General features: G+C 70.9%; 14 protein-coding genes. 6 read left to right on the top strand and 8 right to left on the bottom strand.

What is annotated here, in order from left to right; translation table 11 throughout:
• Positions 1-73 precede the first annotated feature (73 nt).
• The 3 genes from ACHWVH_RS05265 to sufT form a co-directional block, all read right to left on the bottom strand.
• Complete coding sequence (locus ACHWVH_RS05265) at positions 74-1,846, bottom strand: S8 family peptidase (protein ID WP_295925279.1); 1,773 nt, start codon at positions 1,844-1,846, stop codon at positions 74-76.
• Between the two features lie 578 nt (positions 1,847-2,424).
• Positions 2,425-3,525 carry a branched-chain amino acid aminotransferase gene (locus ACHWVH_RS05260; protein WP_010341242.1) on the bottom strand — a complete coding sequence of 367 codons (1,101 nt, stop codon included), beginning with the start codon at positions 3,523-3,525 and terminating at the stop codon, positions 2,425-2,427.
• Positions 3,526-3,634: 109 nt separating this feature from the next.
• On the bottom strand, positions 3,635-4,186 hold the full coding sequence (sufT, locus tag ACHWVH_RS05255) for a putative Fe-S cluster assembly protein SufT (protein ID WP_017909071.1): 552 nt from the start codon (positions 4,184-4,186) through the stop codon (positions 3,635-3,637).
• Positions 4,187-4,291: 105 nt separating this feature from the next.
• Between sufT and ACHWVH_RS05250 the strand changes: the two genes are divergently transcribed.
• A complete protein-coding gene (locus ACHWVH_RS05250; RefSeq protein ID WP_148828334.1) occupies positions 4,292-4,711 on the top strand; it encodes a hypothetical protein in 420 nt (139 codons plus the stop codon).
• Between the two features lie 176 nt (positions 4,712-4,887).
• On the opposite strand, the gene ACHWVH_RS05245 is transcribed toward ACHWVH_RS05250, so the two are convergent.
• Positions 4,888-6,330, bottom strand: a complete 1,443-nt coding sequence (locus ACHWVH_RS05245) for an NAD(P)(+) transhydrogenase (Re/Si-specific) subunit beta (RefSeq protein WP_152238582.1) — start codon at positions 6,328-6,330, stop codon at positions 4,888-4,890.
• 131 nt (positions 6,331-6,461) lie between these two features.
• Positions 6,462-6,773, bottom strand: coding sequence for an NAD(P) transhydrogenase subunit alpha (locus tag ACHWVH_RS05240; protein ID WP_017909519.1), 312 nt, complete (start codon positions 6,771-6,773; stop codon positions 6,462-6,464).
• A gap of 164 nt (positions 6,774-6,937) precedes the next feature.
• On the opposite strand from ACHWVH_RS05240, the gene ACHWVH_RS05235 reads away from it, so the two are divergent.
• Genes ACHWVH_RS05235 through ACHWVH_RS05225 form a run of 3 tightly spaced genes read left to right on the top strand, consistent with a single transcriptional unit; the run spans position 6,938 to position 8,441 of the window.
• Complete coding sequence (locus tag ACHWVH_RS05235) at positions 6,938-7,513, top strand: RNA polymerase sigma factor (protein ID WP_017909518.1); 576 nt, start codon at positions 6,938-6,940, stop codon at positions 7,511-7,513.
• Complete coding sequence (locus tag ACHWVH_RS05230) at positions 7,510-7,935, top strand: hypothetical protein (protein WP_394686797.1); 426 nt, start codon at positions 7,510-7,512, stop codon at positions 7,933-7,935. The genes ACHWVH_RS05235 and ACHWVH_RS05230 overlap by 4 nt, the downstream gene beginning before the upstream one ends.
• A 5-nt stretch (positions 7,936-7,940) precedes the next feature.
• Entirely contained in the window at positions 7,941-8,441 is a 501-nt protein-coding gene (locus ACHWVH_RS05225; protein WP_295913145.1) for a DUF3106 domain-containing protein, read from the top strand.
• Between the two features lie 226 nt (positions 8,442-8,667).
• Here ACHWVH_RS05225 and ACHWVH_RS05220 read toward each other — a convergent pair whose 3' ends face one another.
• The 3 genes from ACHWVH_RS05220 to ACHWVH_RS05210 form a co-directional block, all read right to left on the bottom strand.
• Positions 8,668-9,747 carry an NAD(P) transhydrogenase subunit alpha gene (locus tag ACHWVH_RS05220; protein ID WP_017908585.1) on the bottom strand — a complete coding sequence of 360 codons (1,080 nt, stop codon included), beginning with the start codon at positions 9,745-9,747 and terminating at the stop codon, positions 8,668-8,670.
• A 543-nt stretch (positions 9,748-10,290) separates the two neighbouring features.
• Positions 10,291-12,606: a DUF1631 domain-containing protein gene (locus ACHWVH_RS05215; protein WP_394686796.1), complete on the bottom strand. Its 2,316-nt coding sequence runs from the start codon at positions 12,604-12,606 to the stop codon at positions 10,291-10,293.
• Positions 12,607-12,829: 223 nt separating this feature from the next.
• Entirely contained in the window at positions 12,830-15,061 is a 2,232-nt protein-coding gene (locus ACHWVH_RS05210) for a DUF1631 family protein (RefSeq protein ID WP_394686795.1), read from the bottom strand.
• Positions 15,062-15,216: 155 nt separating this feature from the next.
• Between ACHWVH_RS05210 and ACHWVH_RS05205 the strand changes: the two genes are divergently transcribed.
• Positions 15,217-15,792, top strand: coding sequence for a nitroreductase (locus ACHWVH_RS05205; protein WP_267100036.1), 576 nt, complete (start codon positions 15,217-15,219; stop codon positions 15,790-15,792).
• Positions 15,789-16,712 carry a 5'-3' exonuclease H3TH domain-containing protein gene (locus ACHWVH_RS05200; RefSeq protein ID WP_394686794.1) on the top strand — a complete coding sequence of 308 codons (924 nt, stop codon included), beginning with the start codon at positions 15,789-15,791 and terminating at the stop codon, positions 16,710-16,712. Before ACHWVH_RS05205 ends, ACHWVH_RS05200 begins: the two co-directional genes overlap by 4 nt.
• Positions 16,713-16,831 lie beyond the last annotated feature (119 nt).

Raw genomic sequence — 16,831 nt, 5'->3', positions numbered from 1 at the left:
TCCTGGCCGACCGCTGCGATCCGGCACCGGGAGGTGCGCGGCGGCCATGGCGCGGCCGCCGCGACGGAGTGCCTCAGTAGTCGGCCTTCAGGCTGACACCGGAGAACGTGCTGTACGCCTTCACCCGCACGTAGTAGGTGCCGGCCTGCGGGGAGTTGAAGGTGCAGCTCTCGTTGTTGCCGTTCTTGTACGGACGGCAGTCGTAGGCCGAGTCGGTCGGCGCGCTGCCGAAGCGCACGTACAGGTCGGCATCGCCGCTGCCGCCGGAGGTGGTGACCACCAGGCTGCTGGCACCGGACGGCACCTTGACCGTGTAGTTCAGCGAGGAACCGCTGTTGGCGCTGAGGTTGGTGACCGCCACGCCGTCCTGCAGTTCGTTGCTGCTGCCGCCGCCACCGCCACCACCGCTGCTGCCGCCGTTCAACGCCGCGGTGACCGCCGCGTTGGCGTCGAGCAGGCCGGCGCCGCAACCCTGCGAGCAGGAGAAGCTGGCCGCGGTGTTCTTGATGGTGCTTTCCACCTGCGCCGGGGTCAGCGCGGTCGGCGCCACCGACTGCATCAGCGCGACCACGCCGGCCACGTGCGGGGTCGCCATCGAGGTGCCGTTGTACGAGGCGTAGCTCGGGTTGCCCGGGGTGGTGGTGCCGTCGTTGAGCGTGGACAGGATGTTCGAGCCCGGCGCGGAGATGTCGATGCCCGCGCCGTAGTTCGAGTAGCTGGCCTTGGCCCGCGACGAGGTGGTCGCCGCCACCGCGATCACGTTGTTGCAGTTGGCCGGCACCGAGCTGGACACGTTGGTCGAGCTGTTGCCCGCCGCCACCACCACCGTGGTGCCGCGGCTGACCGCGCCGTTGATGGCGTTCTGGTAGGTGCTCGAGCAGGTGCCGCTGCCGCCCAGCGACATGTTGATGACTTCGGCCGGGTTCTGGTTGGTCGGCACGCCGCTGACGGTGCCGCCGGAGGCCCAGGTGATCGCATCGGCGATGTCGGAGGTGTAGCCGCCGCACTTGCCGAGCACGCGCACCGGCAGGATCTTGGCCTTGAACGCGGTGCCGGCCACGCCGGTGCCGTTGTTGGTGATCGCGGCGATGGTGCCGGCCACATGGGTGCCGTGCCAGCTGGAATTGGAGGCGGGCGAACCGGAGTAGCACTCGCCGGCAGCGGCCCAGTCGCCTTCGTCGGCCGGGTTGCTGTCGCGGCCGTCGCCGTCGCGCGCCGAATCCGCATCGCTGATGAAGTCGTAGCCCTGCAGGACGTTGGCGTTGAGGTCCGGGTGGCTGGTGATGCCGGTGTCGATCACCGCCACGACCACGCCGTCGCCACTGGCCTTGTCCCAGGCCGAGCGCACGTTGATGCCGGCGTTGGTGGTGCCGAAGGCCCACTGGTCGCCCAGGCGCGGATCGTTCGGGGTCAGCGCGATGGTCATGCGCTGGTCGACCTCGACGTATTCGACGTTCGGGTCGGCGGCGATCTGCCGCATCAGCGTCTCGGCCTCGGCGCGGTCCAGCGGACGGCTGGCCTTGACCACTTCCGGACCCACCGCCAGGCGGCGCAGGCTGGTCAGGCCGAGCGCGCGGCCGTTCTTGGCCGGCAGCGCGGCGGCGGCCGACTGCAGCGTCGCGCGCAGCGCCGCCGAGGGCGCCGCACCGGCGGCGGACGCGCTGGAGATGCTGACCGGCGCGGCATCGCGGGTCTTGACGATGAAGCGCTGCACGGTCGGCTCGGAAGACAGGCCGGAGAGGTTCACGTCACCGGCGAAGGCTGGGGTGGCCAACAGCAGCGAAGTGAGAGCGGAGGCGCCCAGCACGACCAGCCACGGACGTTGGCGCGACCCACGATGCGACATTTCGGACATTCGGACTTCCTTTCGGTTGAGTAGCCGCCTGATGGCGGTGTTCCGCGCCGCACCGGTCCGGTCGAAACCTGAACCTGGCGTGCGTTGCGAGCCCGGTCGGATGGCGTGTTGCCGACCATTCATCGACGCTAGCTCAGTACAAGCGCGTATGGAGCAGGGTGTGACGGAAATCCGTTGTACAAAGCGAAGAAATGCAATGAATGTCGATGTCATAAAGAGAACTGCACCTCATTTTTGCTGCGGTGCAGCATGGAAAGACGCCAGACTCGGCAAATCAGGGGCAGATTTTTGGCTCCCGCGCGACACATGGGACAAGAAAAGGAGACAGTGGATACAGACGACAGAGGCCGCCTGCATGGCAGCGCCATACATCGGGACGGACACGGAATGTCCGGGGAGCGGACTCCCGGGAAGGCGCGATGCGGAGGCGGGGCGGCGACACATCGCACGCCCCGGCGCACCAGCGCGGACGTCGCCGGCGATGGTCGACGCTGTCGGACCATGCGCCAAGTGGCATGAGGTCCATTCGCCAGGGCAGCCAACGGCCGCCCCAGCGTTGGGCGCTCGGCTCAGCCCAGCCGCACCAGCCAGCCGTGGCGGTCGGCCACGCGGCCGTACTGAATGTCGGTGAGTTCCTGGCGCAGCGACAGCGTCACCGGGCCGGCGGGCGCGGTCAGGTCGCCGACCGCGAAGTCCTTGCCCTTGAGCTGGCCGATCGGGGTCACCACCGCGGCGGTGCCGCAGGCGAACACCTCGGCGATCTCGCCCGAGGCCACGCCGTCGCGCCACTCGTCGATGCTCACCTGCCGCTCCACCACCTGCATGCCGCGGTCGCGGGCCAGTTGCAGGATGCTGTCGCGGGTGATGCCTTCCAGGATGCTGCCCGACAGCGCCGGGGTGACCAGGCTGCCGTCGCGCATCACCAGGAACACGTTCATGCCGCCCAGTTCCTCGATGTACTTGCCCTCGACCGGATCGAGGAACAGCACCTGCGAGCAGCCCTGCGCCTGCGCCTGCTGCTGCGGCAGCAGCGAGGCGGCGTAGTTGCCGCCGCACTTGGCCGCGCCGGTGCCGCCCTTGGCGGCGCGCGCGTAGTCGGTGGACAGCCAGATCGCCACCGGCGCCACGCCCTTGGCGAAATAGGCGCCGGCCGGGCTGGCGATGACGTAGTAGCCGGCCTTCTGCGCGGCGCGCACGCCCAGGAACGCCTCGTTGGCGATCATGAACGGACGGAAATACAGGCTGGTCTCCGGCGCCGACGGCACCCACGCCGCGTCGACCGCGATCAGCTGCCGCAGCGATTCCACGAACAGCTCGACCGGCAGCTCCGGCAGCGCCAGGCGCTGCGCCGAGCGCTGCAGGCGCTTGCCGTTGGCCTCCGGGCGGAAGGTCCAGATCGAGCCGTCGGCATGGCGGTAGGCCTTGATGCCTTCGAAGATCTCCTGGCCGTAGTGCAGCACCGAGGCGGCCGGGTCCAGCGCCAGCGGGCCGTAGGCGCGCACTTCGGCGTCGTGCCAGCCCTGCTCGCGGCTCCATTCGATGGCGACCATGTGGTCGGTGAAATAGTTGCCGAAGCCCGGCGCGGCGAGGATCTGCGCGCGCGCCTCGGCGCTGCGCGCGGCGGTGGACGGGGTCAGGCGGAACTGCGTGGACGGCTCGGTAGCGGACACCGGGAATTCCTGTGGTAGTCGAGGGATGGCCAGGGCCGCAGCGTCGTGGCGACGGCAGCGGCGGCGCCCGATCGGGCTCCGTCGCGACGCGCGAGGCGTCGCGCGCGGGTCAGAGCATGCCGGTTTCCAGGCGCGCGGCCTCGGACATCATATGCCGGCCCCACGGCGGATCGAACACCAGCTCGACGTCGGCCTCGGCGATGGTCGGGATCATCTCCAGCTTGCTGCGCACGTCGTCGACCAGGATCTCGCCCATGCCGCAGCCGGGCGCGGTCAGCGTCATCTTGACCTCGACGGTGCGCTGGCCATCCTCGCGCGCATGCATGGTCACGTCGTAGATCAGCCCCAGATCGACGATGTTGAACGGGATCTCGGGGTCGAAGCAGGTGCGCAACTGCTGCCAGATCAGGGCTTCGACCTGCTCGTCGCCGGCGTCCTCGGGCAGTTCCAGCCCCGGCGGCGGCTCCTTGCCGATGGCGTCGCCGTCCTTGCCGGCGATGCGGAACAGATTGCCCTCCACGAACACCGTGTAGCTGCCGCCCAGGGCCTGGGTGATATAGCCGTAGCTGCCGGCGGGCAGGGTCACCGCGTCGCCCTGCGGCACCATCACCGCGGCGCAATCGCGTTCGAATTGGACAGGTTCGCTGCTGCGTGAGTACATGGGGGCGATATGGGGACAGGCCCCGCCGGTGCAAGTCGTGCAGTTTATCCGAGTGCGCGGGGCGCGCGCCGGAAGTATCCTGTACGCCTTCTCCGGGAACATCGAATGCCGCCTTCCTCCACGCCGGCCAGGCCCTCGCACTGGCTGTGGCCCCTGTTGCTCGCCATGGGCTGTTTCACCGCGCTGATCGCCTGGTTGCTGGTGGCGCTGTCGCTGGGTCGCCAGGCCGGCTGGATGGCCGTGGTGGTGGCGCTGGAGATCGTCTGGATGCTGCGTTTGGGCAACCTGCCGCGCGGCCCGCTGCGCATCGCCGTAGCGATGAGCGCCACGGTGCTGGTGATCGTCGCCGCCAACTGGGGCATCGCCGCCGCGCAGATGGGCGCGGGGCTGGGCCTGAACGTCTGGGATTCGTCGCTGAAGATGGGCGCCCACTACGCCTGGACCCTGACCCTGCTGGCCAACAGCCCCGGCGACCTGCTGTGGCTGGGCATCGGCGTGGCCACGGCGTATTTCAGCGCGCGCTGAGCACGGTCGGAGCGCGGCGGACGCCGCTGGGTGGCGATGGTGGTTGCGGCCCGATCACACCCCGATCATCCGCCTTGGCCATGAGGCGCATCGTTTTTTTGTAGGCGCGGCCGAAGCCGCTCCTGCGCCCTGCGCTCGCTACGTCCCCCCTGCCCCGCCACTCCGCCTGCAACGGCTCAATGCCCGCCGCCATCCAGCGCCTTCAGTTCGCTGACCAGGGCGCCGGCCGCCTCGGCGCCGTCGCCGTAAAGCATGCGGGTGTTGTCGGCATAGAACAGCGCGTTCTCGATGCCGGCAAAGCCGGTGCCCTTGCCGCGCTTGATGACGATGACGTTCCTGGAATTGACCACGTCCAGGATCGGCATGCCGTAGATCGGACTGGCCGGGTCGGTCTTGGCCACCGGATTGACCACGTCGTTGGCGCCGATCACCAGCGACACGTCGGTGCTGGCGAACTCGGGGTTGATGTCGTCCATGTCGGCGATCAGGTCGTAGGGCACGCCGGCCTCGGCCAGCAGCACGTTCATGTGCCCGGGCATGCGCCCGGCCACCGGGTGGATCGCGAACTTGACCTTGACCCCGCGCTCGATCAGCCGCTGCGCCAGTTCCCAGATCTTGTGCTGCGCCTGCGCCACCGCCATGCCGTAACCGGGCACGATCACCACGCGCTCGGCGTAGGCCATCATCGCCGCCACGTCGCCGGCCTCGATCGGCTTCTGGCTGCCGGCGATCGCCTGCGCCTGGCCGCCGCCGCCGAAGTTGGAGAACAGCACGCCGCGGATCGGCCGGTTCATCGCCTTGGCCATCAGCCGGGTCAGCAGGATGCCGGCCGCGCCGACCATCATGCCGGCGATGATCAGCGCCTCGTTGCCGAGCACGTAGCCCTCGAAGGCCACCGCCAGGCCGGTGAAGGCGTTGTACAGCGAGATCACCACCGGCATGTCGGCGCCGCCGATCGGCAGCGTCATCAGCACGCCCAGGGCCAGCGCCAGCACGAAGAACAGCACGATCGCCAGCGGACTCAGGCTGATCGCGGCCCAGGCGCCCACGCCCAGCATCGCCACGCACACCAGCAGGTTGAACACCTGCTGCGCGGGGAACGTGACGCGCTTGTCCAGGCGCCCGTCGAGCTTGGCCCAGGCGATGATCGAGCCGGACAGCGACACCGCACCGATCGCCGAGCCGATCACCGCCAGCGCCAGCGTGGTCGCATCCGGCTGGCGCGCGGCCAGCGCGGCGATCGCGGCCTCGCTCCAGTGCGTGGTATCGCGGCGCATCAGGAACGAGAAGCGCAGCAGCTCCACTGCGCCGATCGCCGCCGCCGAGCCGCCACCCATGCCGTTGTACAGCGCGACCATCTGCGGCATGTCGGTGATCGCCACCTTCTTGGCGGAGATCCACGCCGCGGCGGTGCCGAGCACGATCGCCAGCACGATCAGCGGCAGGTTGTGCAGACCCGGCAGCAGGAAGGTGGCGGCAGTCGCCAGCAGCATGCCGAAACCGGCCCAGCGGATGCCGCTGCGCGCGGTCCTGGGCGAGGCCATGCGCTGCAGGCCGAGCAGGAACAGGGTGGCGGCGACCAGATAGCTGCTCTTGATCAGGATCGGCAACAGTTCCATCAGCACGCGTGCTCCGAAAAAGGACATCTGCCCGAGTGGCAGAAGGTACGAGAGGACGCCCGGCGCGAGGCCGAGCAGTGCCAGCAGGACGGCCACGGCCAGCGCCGCGGCGGTGCGCCGATGCCGCGCATTCAATCCTTCGCCTTGGTCTTGGAGGCATCCGGCTTGCTGGACTTGAACATGTCCAGCATGCGCTCGGTCACCACATAGCCGCCGGCGGCATTGCCGGCGCCGAGCAGCACCGCGACGAAGCCGATGGCTTTCTCCAGGGTGGTGTCGGCATGCCCCAGCACCACCATCGCGCCGATCAGGACGATGCCGTGGATGAAGTTGGAACCGGACATCAGCGGGGTGTGCAGGATCACCGGCACCCGCGAGATGATCACATGCCCGGCGATGGCCGCCAGCATGAAGATGTACAAGGCCACGAACCCGTCGCTCATCGCACCATTCTCCCGGGCGCCGCGCCCGTCCGCCGCATCATAACCGCGTGCTGAACCGCTGTGCGATGCCGGCATGCGGTTGCGCGAAGGCCGCCAGGCCGGGCCGGTCAACCACGCCCGCCACCGCGCGTTAACCACGGCATCCCCCTGCTGGAAGCTAAGCTGTGCTGGTGAGCACGCCCGCCCTCGCACCGCCATCGACCGATGCCGACACCGAACAGCGCCCGCTGCCGGCGTCGCTGGACGCGTTCCTGGCCGAGATCGGGCCGCGCGCGTTCCGCTTCGCCGAAGCCGGACTGCGCCAGCGCGAGGACGCGCTGGACGCGGTGCAGGACGCGATGATCAAGCTGCTGGCCTATCGCGAGCGCCCGGCGCAGGAATGGACGCCGCTGTTCTGGAGCATCCTGCGCCGGCGCATCATCGACCTGCAGCGCCGCCGCACCTTCCGCCTGCGCTTCTGGGCGCCGACCAGCGAGCGTGACGCGGACAGCCCGCCGGACTGGGCCGACGACGGCCCCAATCCGTCCGAGCAGCACGAGCGTCGGCAGACCCATGCGCGGCTGGTGACGGCACTGCGCGCGCTGCCCGCGCGCCAGCGCGAGGCCTTCACCCTGCGCGTCCTGGAAGAGCTGGACGTGGCCACCACCGCACGCGCGATGGGCTGCTCGGAAGGCTCGGTAAAGACCCATCTGTCGCGCGCCCGCGAGGCGCTGCAGAAACATCTGGAGGACGTCCGATGACATCCGATCGCACCCGCCCGGCGGATTTCGACACGCAGATGCGCGCCGTCCACCAGGCCGGCTTGCAGGCCCTGCCCGCGCCGACCCTGGCGCGGCTGCGCGCCGCACGCCAACAGGCCAGCCATGCGCACGCGGCGCCAAGCCGGCGCTGGGGCTGGCTGCTGGCGGCGGTCCCGGCGCTGCTCGGCGCGGCGCTGGGCGTGCATCTGCTGCTGCGCCCCGCACCGTCGATGCCGACCACCACCACCACCACCACCACCACCGCCAGCGTCGCCACCGCCACTGCCACGACCGTGGCCGCGACCGCCTCGGTGCGCGCCGGCGCGGCCGCCGACAGCGACCAGGCCGCGACCGCGATGCTCGACGAAAATCCCGACCTGTACCTGTGGCTGGGCTCCGATACCTCGCTGGCAATGGAATGAACCCGATGACTCGCCTGATCCGTCTCTCCCTGGCGCTGACGCTGCTGGCCGGCACTGCCGTCCCGGCGGCCTTCGCCGCCCCGCCCCCGCCCGGGCCGCCGCCACCGCCGAGCGCGGCCGACCGCGACGACGACTCCGGCCCGCCGCTGCCCGACTGGGAACACCTGAGCCCACAGCAGCGCGAGCTGCTGATCGCACCCCTGCGCCAGCGCTGGAACGATGCCCCGCAGCAACGCCGACGCATGTTCGAGCACGCGCAGCGCTGGCAGTCGATGACCCCCGAGCAACGCGACCGCGCACGCAAGGGCGCCCGCCGCTACGAGGACATGACCCCGCAGCAGCGCGAGGAGGCGCGGGTGCTGTTCGAGCGCATGCGCACGCTGCCGCCGGACCAGCGCAAGGCGCTGCGCGACCGCTGGGAAGCGATGACGCCGGCGCAACGCGCCGCCTGGATCCGCGCCAATGCCGGCCCGGACAACCTGTCGCCGCCGGATGCTGCCAGGTAGGCGAAACGCGGCGCCGGTTCAAGCCTGATGCGCATGGCGCGCGCTCCCTCGCCTCGTCGTGTGCGGCGCATGGAGTCCAGCGCCGCAGAAATCGCCTCGCAGGAGCGGCTTCAGCCCCCACGGCGTTCCCGGTGAACCCGGTCGCGGCTGAAACCGCTCTTACACGGGCTCACCTTGCCCGCAGATCAGCGCCGCCCGAGCCGGCGCCCAACCATCGCGGCCGCACTCACGCCGTCCAGCGCGTCTTCGCCAGCAGTTCGTCGTTCCAGTCGTAGGCGATCGCGCCGTCCTTCAGGAACAGGGCGACGAAGTTGTAGACGTTGCGTGCGTACATCTCGCTCGCATGCACCGCGCCCATGCTGGCCAGATCCAACGGCCCGGCAATGGTCACGCCGGCGTGTTCGATGGTCTCGCCCGGTCGGGTGAGCTCGCAATTGCCACCGGTCTCGGCGGCCAGATCCACCACCACGCTGCCCGGCTTCATGCCGGCGACCATCGCCGCGCTGAGGATCTTCGGTGCCGGCCGTCCCGGCACCGCGGCGGTGCAGACCACCACGTCGATGCCTTTCAGGTGCTCGGCCAGGCGACGCTGCTGCTCCGCGCGCTCGTCGTCGGTGAGTTGCCGCGCGTAGCCGCCCTCGCCGGCGGCGCTGACCCCGAGATCGAGAAACTTGCCGCCCAGCGATTCGATCTGCTCGCGGGTTTCCGGGCGCACGTCGAAGCCCTCCACCTGCGCACCCAGGCGCTTGGCGGTGGCGATGGCCTGCAGGCCGGCCACGCCGGCGCCGACGATCAGCACCTTGGAGGGGCGGATGGTGCCGGCCGCGGTGGTCAGCATCGGGAAGAAACGCGGCGCCAGCTGCGCGGCGATCAGGGTCGCCTTGTAGCCGGCCATGCCGGCCTGCGAGCTGAGCACGTCCATCGCCTGCGCGCGGGTGGTGCGCGGCAGCCGTTCCAGCGGAAAGGCGACCAGTTGCCGCGCCTGCAGCGCCGCCGCGCGCGCCGGATCGGCCTGCGGCTGCAGGATGCCGACCACGCCGGCGCCCTCCTTGAGCTGCTGCAGCGCCACCGCCGGCAGCGGCTGCACGCACAGCACCAGATCCGCCTGCGCCGGGCTGTCGGGATCGGCCAGGCTGGCGCCGGCGGCCAGGTAGGCCGCATCGACGAAGCCGGCCGACACGCCGGCCTGCGGCTCGACCCGCACCTGCGCGCCCAGGGCGACCAGTTTCTTGACCGTCTCCGGCGTCGCCGCCACGCGGCGTTCGCCCTGCGCCGATTCCTTCACCACCAGCACCTGCACTGCCATGCGATTCCCCGTGCCTTGCCTGTCGTCCGCGCCGATCCTACAGCGTCCGCACGCCAGGTGGAGGCGTCGCGCACGCCAAGTGGGCACCGGCGACCGGGCGCGTTGGCGCCCCCGGCCCGAGGGCGCCCGGCGCACGCCGCCTCGGCGAAGGCGTGTTCTCCGCCGGGGCGGCCAGGGGCATGGACAGGTCGGGAAGGGTGCGGCGTGCGGGGAACACCTGCATCGCCGGCAAGCGATCGCCAACGCGGGTCAGGCGCAGGCACGGCGTCAGCCGCGACCGGCCGCGCGAGGAAACCCGGTCGCGGCGGAGGAGACGTCCTGATCCCGCCAAGGCCGACAGACAGGAAACGGCGTCAGCCGCGAATGGGGCTCCAAGTAAAGCCCCTCGCGGCTGAAGCCGCCCCTACGGTCGCGATGGCATAGCGACCAACGGCCGCCGGAACGCGTCGCTGGCGATGCGCTGACGCCGCCGATACGTACAGCCGAGCAGCACGCGACACGTGCAACGCCACGGCGGCGATCGCCCGCGCCGCCGCGCTGCTCTCAGTGCAAGGTCGCGCTATGCGGATCGAGACGGTCGATGACGCCCTGCATGGCGCTGTCGAAGGCGCCGTCGTCCACATGCGCGCGCAGCCGGCCCAGCCGCACCATCACCGCCAGTTCTTCCGGCGAGGCCACGCAGAAGCGCACGCCGCGCCGGTTGACGAACAGCAGGCGCGACGAGATCGGGCTCACCCACGACAGCTTGCCGGCCTGCATCTTGCCGTCGCGGTCGACGAAATCCAGCCAGGTGCCGATCTGCATCGTGCGGAAGCGGTCGGCATCGGCGTTGTCGAAATCGTCCATGGTCTGCGGCGGCGCCACGTCCACCGGTTGCGCCTCCTGCACCGGCGGCTGCGGCAGCGCCACCTGCGGCAGCTCCGGCAGCGGCCGCTCCAGTTCCGGGCGCAGCTCGGCCACCGCCTGCAGCGTGTCGTGCAGCGCGTCGATCGCGGCCGTGGCCGCCTCGGCATGCAGGCCGACGCTGGCGAAGACCCGCTGCAGCGCGCCCTGCCAGGCCTGCAGCCAGGGCTTGCCGACGATGTGCCGCTGCGCCTCGGCGGCTTCCTCGAGCAGGCCATCGGCCAGCGCCAGCGCATCGCGCACGCCGGGGCCGCCCTCGCCTTCGCGCAGCATCGCCATGGTCAGGTGGTGCTGCCACGGTTGCCGCAGGAACTCCTGCAGCGCCTGCGGCAACGGCCGGCCCTGCAGGCGCACCTGCAGTTCGGCCTCGGCGCGCTGCCGCGCCAGTTCCAGCTTCTCCTGGCCGCGCTGGGTCTCGGCGGCGCGGCGCTCGGCGATCTCGATGCGGCGGCGGTGCTGCACCAGGAAATCGCGGAATTCCTCTTCCAGGGTCAGGAAGATCGCCAGGTTCTCGTTGAACTCGGCCACCAGCCGGTCGATGATCTCCTCGACCTTGCCCATCAGCACGCGCTCGGCCTGGCTTTCGCCGGTGTTGCCTTCGCAGGCCTCGGCCAGCGAATTGAGCAGGCGCCGCGCCGGATGGGTCTTCTGCACGAACATGCGCCGGTCCAGCAGCGCGACCTTGACGAACGGCACCACCAGCCGGCCGATCAGTTCGCGCGAACGGCCTTCCAGGTCGCGCTCGTCGAGCATCACGTCGAACAGCATGCCGACCAGGTCGATGGCATCCTCGTCGACCGGATCCAGCCGCGCATGCGCCGGGTCCACGCCGAACTGGGTGGCGTTGGACAGCACCTCGCTCTTGAGCCGCTGCGCAAGCGACTCGCTGTCGTCGCCGATCGCCGCGCGCAGCGTCGCGCTGGGCGTGGCCTGCAGCAGCGACAGCACCGACATCATCTCGCGCTGGCTCAGCGGGCGTTGCTGGCCGACCGCCGCGGTCGCCGCGGAGGTGGCGCTTTCGCGCGCGTTGCGGGTCTGCTGCAACAGTTCGTGCAACGCCTCCAGCAACACGCCCTGACTACCGCCGGGCAGGCGCGCCTCGCCGTCGTCGTAGCGCTCGCCGGCCTGCAGGCTGCCGCGGCGCTCGGCCCAGCGGTTGACGAAGCGGTTGGCCCAGGCCGGCGCGTAGTGTTCTTCGTCCTCGCCCAGCTCGGCACCGACGCCATCCCCGGCAGCGCCGGCCTCGCGCGGCGGGCGCTGCTCCGGCGGCGGTGCGCGCCGCGGCGGCGGCGGCGGTCGCGGCCGCGAGATCTCCGGCATGATCCCGGCCTGGGCGAGGCTGTCGTCCAGATCCTGGTAGAGCTTGCCGACCCCGGCGGTGAAGTCGCGTTCGCACAGCTTGATCAGCACCAGCCGCACTTCCGGGGCCAGGTCGCTGGTGGAGAACGCGGCATGCACGGCCACGCCGATGTGTTCGGGGCCGATCGGATTGGTGTCCGCATCCAGCTCCAGGCCGCCGGCGATCCAGCCCAGGCGCCGGTCGATGCGGGTCAGCACCGGCTTCCATTCGCGCAGCAGCACGCTGGCGAGGTTGCGTACCGCCAGCCGCGATTCAAGCTCGTGTTCGGAGATCAGGCTCAGGCCCTGCCCGTAGCCGGCCAGGGCGACTTCGGCCGAGAGCGGCGCGCCGGCCTCCAGCGCTTCCCAGGCGGTATGCAGCTGGGCGCGGAAGCGCGCGGCGATCTCGTCGCGACGACGGCGCAGTTCGCGCATGCCGTCGAGGAACAGCAACTGCGACGCGCCGGCACTCTCGGCGCGATCGAACAGCACGTCGTCGAAATGCGCCAGCGCCGCGGCGAAGGCCTGGCCCAGCACTGGCAGCATGCCCTCGCGCGCCTGCGTCAACAGGCGCGGGTCACGCGCCGGGTGTGCGTGCGGGCTGGGGCTGAAACTCATGCGCGACGGCTCCGCGCCATGGACGGCGCCAGATAGAAGGAAGGTGGAAGACGATCGGACGCGGCCCCTGTTTCCGCTCCTGCATGGTAGGCAAGGTGTCTGAACAGCGACCGTGATGCGCTGCGCATTTCCGGCTCCAGAACGTGACCTCGTGCAGGATCGTAGGCATGGAAGGCGTCACTACGGCGGCAATGCGGCATGAATACGGCACGCCCGTCGAGGATCAGGCCGCCACCGCCACCCGTTCCAGGCGGTCGACCACGCCCTGCATGGCGCTGTAGAAGGCATCGTCGTCGCGATGCAGGCGCAGCCGGTCCAGCCGCGCCATCACTGCCAGCGCCTCGGCCGAGGCGACGCACAGCCGCCCGCCGCGGCGGTTGACGAACAGCAGGCGCGCCGAGATCGGGCTCACCCAGGTCAGTTTGCCGGGCTGCACGCGACCTTCGCGGTCGACGAAGTCCAGCCAGGTCCCCAGCGGCAGGGTGCGGAAGTAATCGGCGGTGATGTGGTCGAAATCGGTGGCCTGGGCCGGTTCCGGCAGTGCCGGCACGGTCTCGGCGGCGGGCGGCTCGGGCACGTCCACGCCCGTCGCCGGCAGCGCGGCCTGCAGCGGCCGCGCGTGCGCCAGGTCGTCCAGCGCCGTGTGCAGGGCCTGCCAGGCGGCTTCGGCCGCCGCGGCGTCCAGGCCGACGCTGGTCCACAGCCGGGTCAGCTCGGCATGTTGCGGCTGCAGCCAGCCTTCTACCGGCACCGCACCGTTCCGGGCCTGGCGGCACTGCGCCAGCACCGCATCGCCCAGCGCCAGCGCCGCGGCGAGCGCGCTGCCCTGACCGTCGTCGCGCAAGGCCGACTGCTGCACGTACTGGCACCAGGACTGGCGCAGGAAGGCCTCGATGGGAGGCGGCACGGTCAGGTCGTCGCCGGCCTGTTGCAGCAGATCGTGCAGCGCCTGCGCGGCGCGCTGCCGGGCGACCTCGCGGCGCTCCTCCGCCCGTTGCAATTCGGCCGCGCGGCGCTCGGCGATCTCCACCCGGCGCCGGTATTGCTCGTAGGCGCTGCCGAACTCGGCCTCCAGCGCCAGGAACACCGCCAGGTGCTCGTCGAAATCGCGCACCACCCGCTCCACCGCCGCCTGCGCCTGCGCCAGCAGCGCCTGCTCCGGGCCGGTGCTGCCGGCATTGCCGTCGCAGGCGTCGGCGAGCAGGTTGAGCAGGCGCCGCGCCGGATGCCCGTCGCGCACGAACAGGCGGCCGTCGATCAGCGCCACCTTGGCCATCGGCACCAGCATCTGCCCCAGCAGTTCGCGCTGCGCGGGTTGCAGCACGCATTCCTCCAGCATCACATCGAACAGCAGGCCGACCAGATCCAGGGTGTCGGCATCGGCCGGATCCAGGCAGGTGCTGGCCGGGTCCAGGCCGAGCGAGGCGCCGATACCGGTGATCTGCCGGCGCAGGCCCAGCGCCAGCGGGCCGCCGTGTTCGCCGACGACGGCGAATCCGGCCAACGGCATGGTCTGCAGCAACGACAGCACCGACAGCAGCTCGCGCGGCGACAGGCAGCGCCGGCCGTCGCCCGGGCCCGCGTCCGGCTGCGCCTCGTGCAGCAGCGCGCGCAGCGCCGGCGGCAGCACCTCCTGTTCATTGCGCGCGTGCGCGTCCAGGGCGCGTGCGGCGCGGCGCTGCGCCGCCGACAGCGGCGCGGCGGTGTCCCAGTTCTCGAAGAAGCGGCTGATCCAGTCCGGCGCCGCCTCGTCCTCGCTCGCGCCCAGGCGCGGGATGGCGCGGCGGCGCGGGCGCCCGCTCGGCAGCGCGCGGGCGCGCGCGACCTCGTTCAGGCGCTGCTCCAGTTGCGAATACAGTTCGCCGACGCGCTCCTGCAGTTCCTGCTCGCAGATCTTGACGATCGCCAGTTGCACCTGCGGCGCCAGCACCAGCCCGTGCAGCGCCGCGTACACCGCCGCGCCCACGTGCTCGGGGCCGAACGGGTTGTTGTCGGCATCGATGCGCTGGCCGCCGGCGATGAAGCCGAGGAACCGGTTCAGCCGCATCAGCTCCGGCCGCCAGCGGTGCTGGATCGCCCCGGCCAGGTTGCGCACCGCCAGGCGCACGTCCAATTCCTGTTCCGAGACCAGGCTGAGATCGCCGCGCTCGCGCGCCAGGCTGCGCTCCACCGACAGCGGGCGGCCGGCTTCCAGCGCCTGCCAAGCCTGGGCCAGGTGCGCGCGGAAGCGCGCGGCGATCGGCTCGCGCTGCTGGCGCAGCAGCTGGATCGCCTCGAAATAATCGTTCTGGGTCGGCCCGGCGCGCTCGGCCATGCGGAACAGCGCTTCGGCCAGCACATCCAGCACCTCGCCGAAAGCGCCGGCGAGCGGAACCGACACCACATCCCGGACCTGATCGAGCAGATCCGCGTTGCGGCTGGGCGACAACTCTTCAGCGTATTCAGCAAGGGTCATGGCAGTGTGATACGCAGGCAGCAGTGAGACCGACGTCAATTCGGAAGCTAGCGGCAGATCAGCAACGCAACGCGATTGTCCGTGTAACTGCGGCATCCGCTGCCGCCTGCGAGCGCCCGACTATAATTCCGCGCCCGCCCCACGGAATCGAGACTATGCGCACAATTCATTCGCTGCAAGCGCTGGATGCGCGCCGTTCAGTGCCATCCAAGCAGCTGGGCGAGCCGGGACCGGACGCGGAGACGCTGCTGGCCATGCTGCAGTCGGCGGTGCGTGTCCCCGATCACGGAAAGCTGGTGCCGTTCCGCTTCCTGCGCATCGCCGGCCCGGCGCGTCAGGCCTTGGGCGACATCCTCGCCGCGCGCACCCTGCAGCGTGATCCCGGCGCGGCGCCGGCGGCGGTGGAGAAGGATCGCGAACGCTTCGCGCATGCGCCGGTGGTGATCGCGGTCATCGCCTGCCTGCAGCGCGGACACAAGGTGCCGGAGATCGAACAGTGGATGACCGCCGGCTCGGTGTGCTTCGCGCTGCTGCAGGCCGCGCAGGCCTACGGCTTCGGTGCGCAATGGCTGACCGGCTGGATGGCGTATGACGAAACGGTGACCGCGCGGCTGGGCCTGGCCGAGCACGAGCATGTCGCCGGCTTCATCCACATCGGCACCGCCCGCCTCGACGTGCCGGAGCGTGAGCGGCCGGATCCGCGCGCGCTGCTCAGCGACTGGACGCCGTGAACGCAGGCCCGCCCGTGTCGCGGCCGCTGTACCTGGTCGATGCCAGCCTGTACGTGTTCCGCGCCTGGCATTCGATTCCCGACGAATTCCAGGACGCGCAGGGCTGGCCGACCAATGCGGTGCACGGCTTCGCCCGCTTCCTGCTCGACCTGCTCGAGCGCGAGCGCCCGCAGCACATCGTGATCGCCTTCGACGAAGCGCTGGACAGCTGCTTCCGGCATCGCCTGTACCTCGCCTACAAGGCCAACCGCGCGCCGGCGCCGGACGCGCTGCGCCGCCAGTTCGCGCATTGCAAGGCGCTGTGCGCGGCCCTGGGCCTGGGCGTGCTGGCGCACCACGACTACGAGGCCGACGACCTGATCGGCAGCGCCCTGCACAGCGCCCGCGGCAATGGCTTCCACGGCGTGATCGTCTCCGCCGACAAGGATCTGTCGCAGCTGCTGCTGGAGTTCGACGAACAATGGGACTACGGCCGCGGCCAGCGCTGGGGCGCGGCCGGGGTCAAGGCGCGCCACGGCGTGCATGCGCACCAGATTGCCGACTATCTGGCGCTGACCGGCGATGCGATCGACAACATCCCCGGCGTCACCGGCATCGGCGCCAAGTCGGCGGCGATCCTGCTGGCGCATTTCGGCGACCTGGACACGCTGCTGGCGCGGGTCGACGAAGTGGCGTTCCTGCGCCTGCGCGGCGCCGCGCAGATGGCCGTACGCCTGCGCGAGCAGCGCGAGCACGCGCTGCTGTGGCGGCAGCTGACCACCATCGCCCTGGACGCGCCGCTGCACACGGCCACCGTGAATTTCGCCCGCGGCGCGGCCGATGCCGACATGCTGCACGGCCTGTGCGAGGCGCTGCGCTTCGGGCCGCTGACCCGACGCCGCCTGCTGCAGGCGGCCGGCCTGGAGTTTGTGGCCGGCTGAGCGCTGGCCTTCGCCACGGGCAGGCGATGCCGCTGCCCGAAGCAGGCACGCCCTCGCACGCGCTGTGCCGGTTGCACCGTGCCGTCGCGACCGGCGCCGAGCGACTCGCGCGGCGCCAG

The organism is uncultured Xanthomonas sp., from assembly GCF_964278005.1.
GTDB classification, from domain to species: domain Bacteria; phylum Pseudomonadota; class Gammaproteobacteria; order Xanthomonadales; family Xanthomonadaceae; genus Xanthomonas_A; species Xanthomonas_A sontii.
This window is presented reverse-complemented; position numbering and strand designations above follow the sequence as displayed.

Excerpts from the sequence above, each read along its gene's own strand:
- ACHWVH_RS05205 (WP_267100036.1), top strand. The coding sequence starts at position 15,217 with ATGCGCACAATTCATTCGCTGCAAGCGCTGGATGCGCGCCGTTCAGTG.
- ACHWVH_RS05220 (WP_017908585.1), bottom strand. The coding sequence starts at position 9,747 with ATGGCAGTGCAGGTGCTGGTGGTGAAGGAATCGGCGCAGGGCGAACGC.
- ACHWVH_RS05210 (WP_394686795.1), bottom strand. The coding sequence starts at position 15,061 with ATGACCCTTGCTGAATACGCTGAAGAGTTGTCGCCCAGCCGCAACGCG.
- ACHWVH_RS05215 (WP_394686796.1), bottom strand. The coding sequence starts at position 12,606 with ATGAGTTTCAGCCCCAGCCCGCACGCACACCCGGCGCGTGACCCGCGC.
- ACHWVH_RS05230 (WP_394686797.1), top strand. The coding sequence starts at position 7,510 with ATGACATCCGATCGCACCCGCCCGGCGGATTTCGACACGCAGATGCGC.
- ACHWVH_RS05240 (WP_017909519.1), bottom strand. The coding sequence starts at position 6,773 with ATGAGCGACGGGTTCGTGGCCTTGTACATCTTCATGCTGGCGGCCATC.
- ACHWVH_RS05225 (WP_295913145.1), top strand. The coding sequence starts at position 7,941 with ATGACTCGCCTGATCCGTCTCTCCCTGGCGCTGACGCTGCTGGCCGGC.
- ACHWVH_RS05265 (WP_295925279.1), bottom strand. The coding sequence starts at position 1,846 with ATGTCGCATCGTGGGTCGCGCCAACGTCCGTGGCTGGTCGTGCTGGGC.
- sufT (WP_017909071.1), bottom strand. The coding sequence starts at position 4,186 with ATGTACTCACGCAGCAGCGAACCTGTCCAATTCGAACGCGATTGCGCC.
- ACHWVH_RS05245 (WP_152238582.1), bottom strand. The coding sequence starts at position 6,330 with ATGGAACTGTTGCCGATCCTGATCAAGAGCAGCTATCTGGTCGCCGCC.
- ACHWVH_RS05250 (WP_148828334.1), top strand. The coding sequence starts at position 4,292 with ATGCCGCCTTCCTCCACGCCGGCCAGGCCCTCGCACTGGCTGTGGCCC.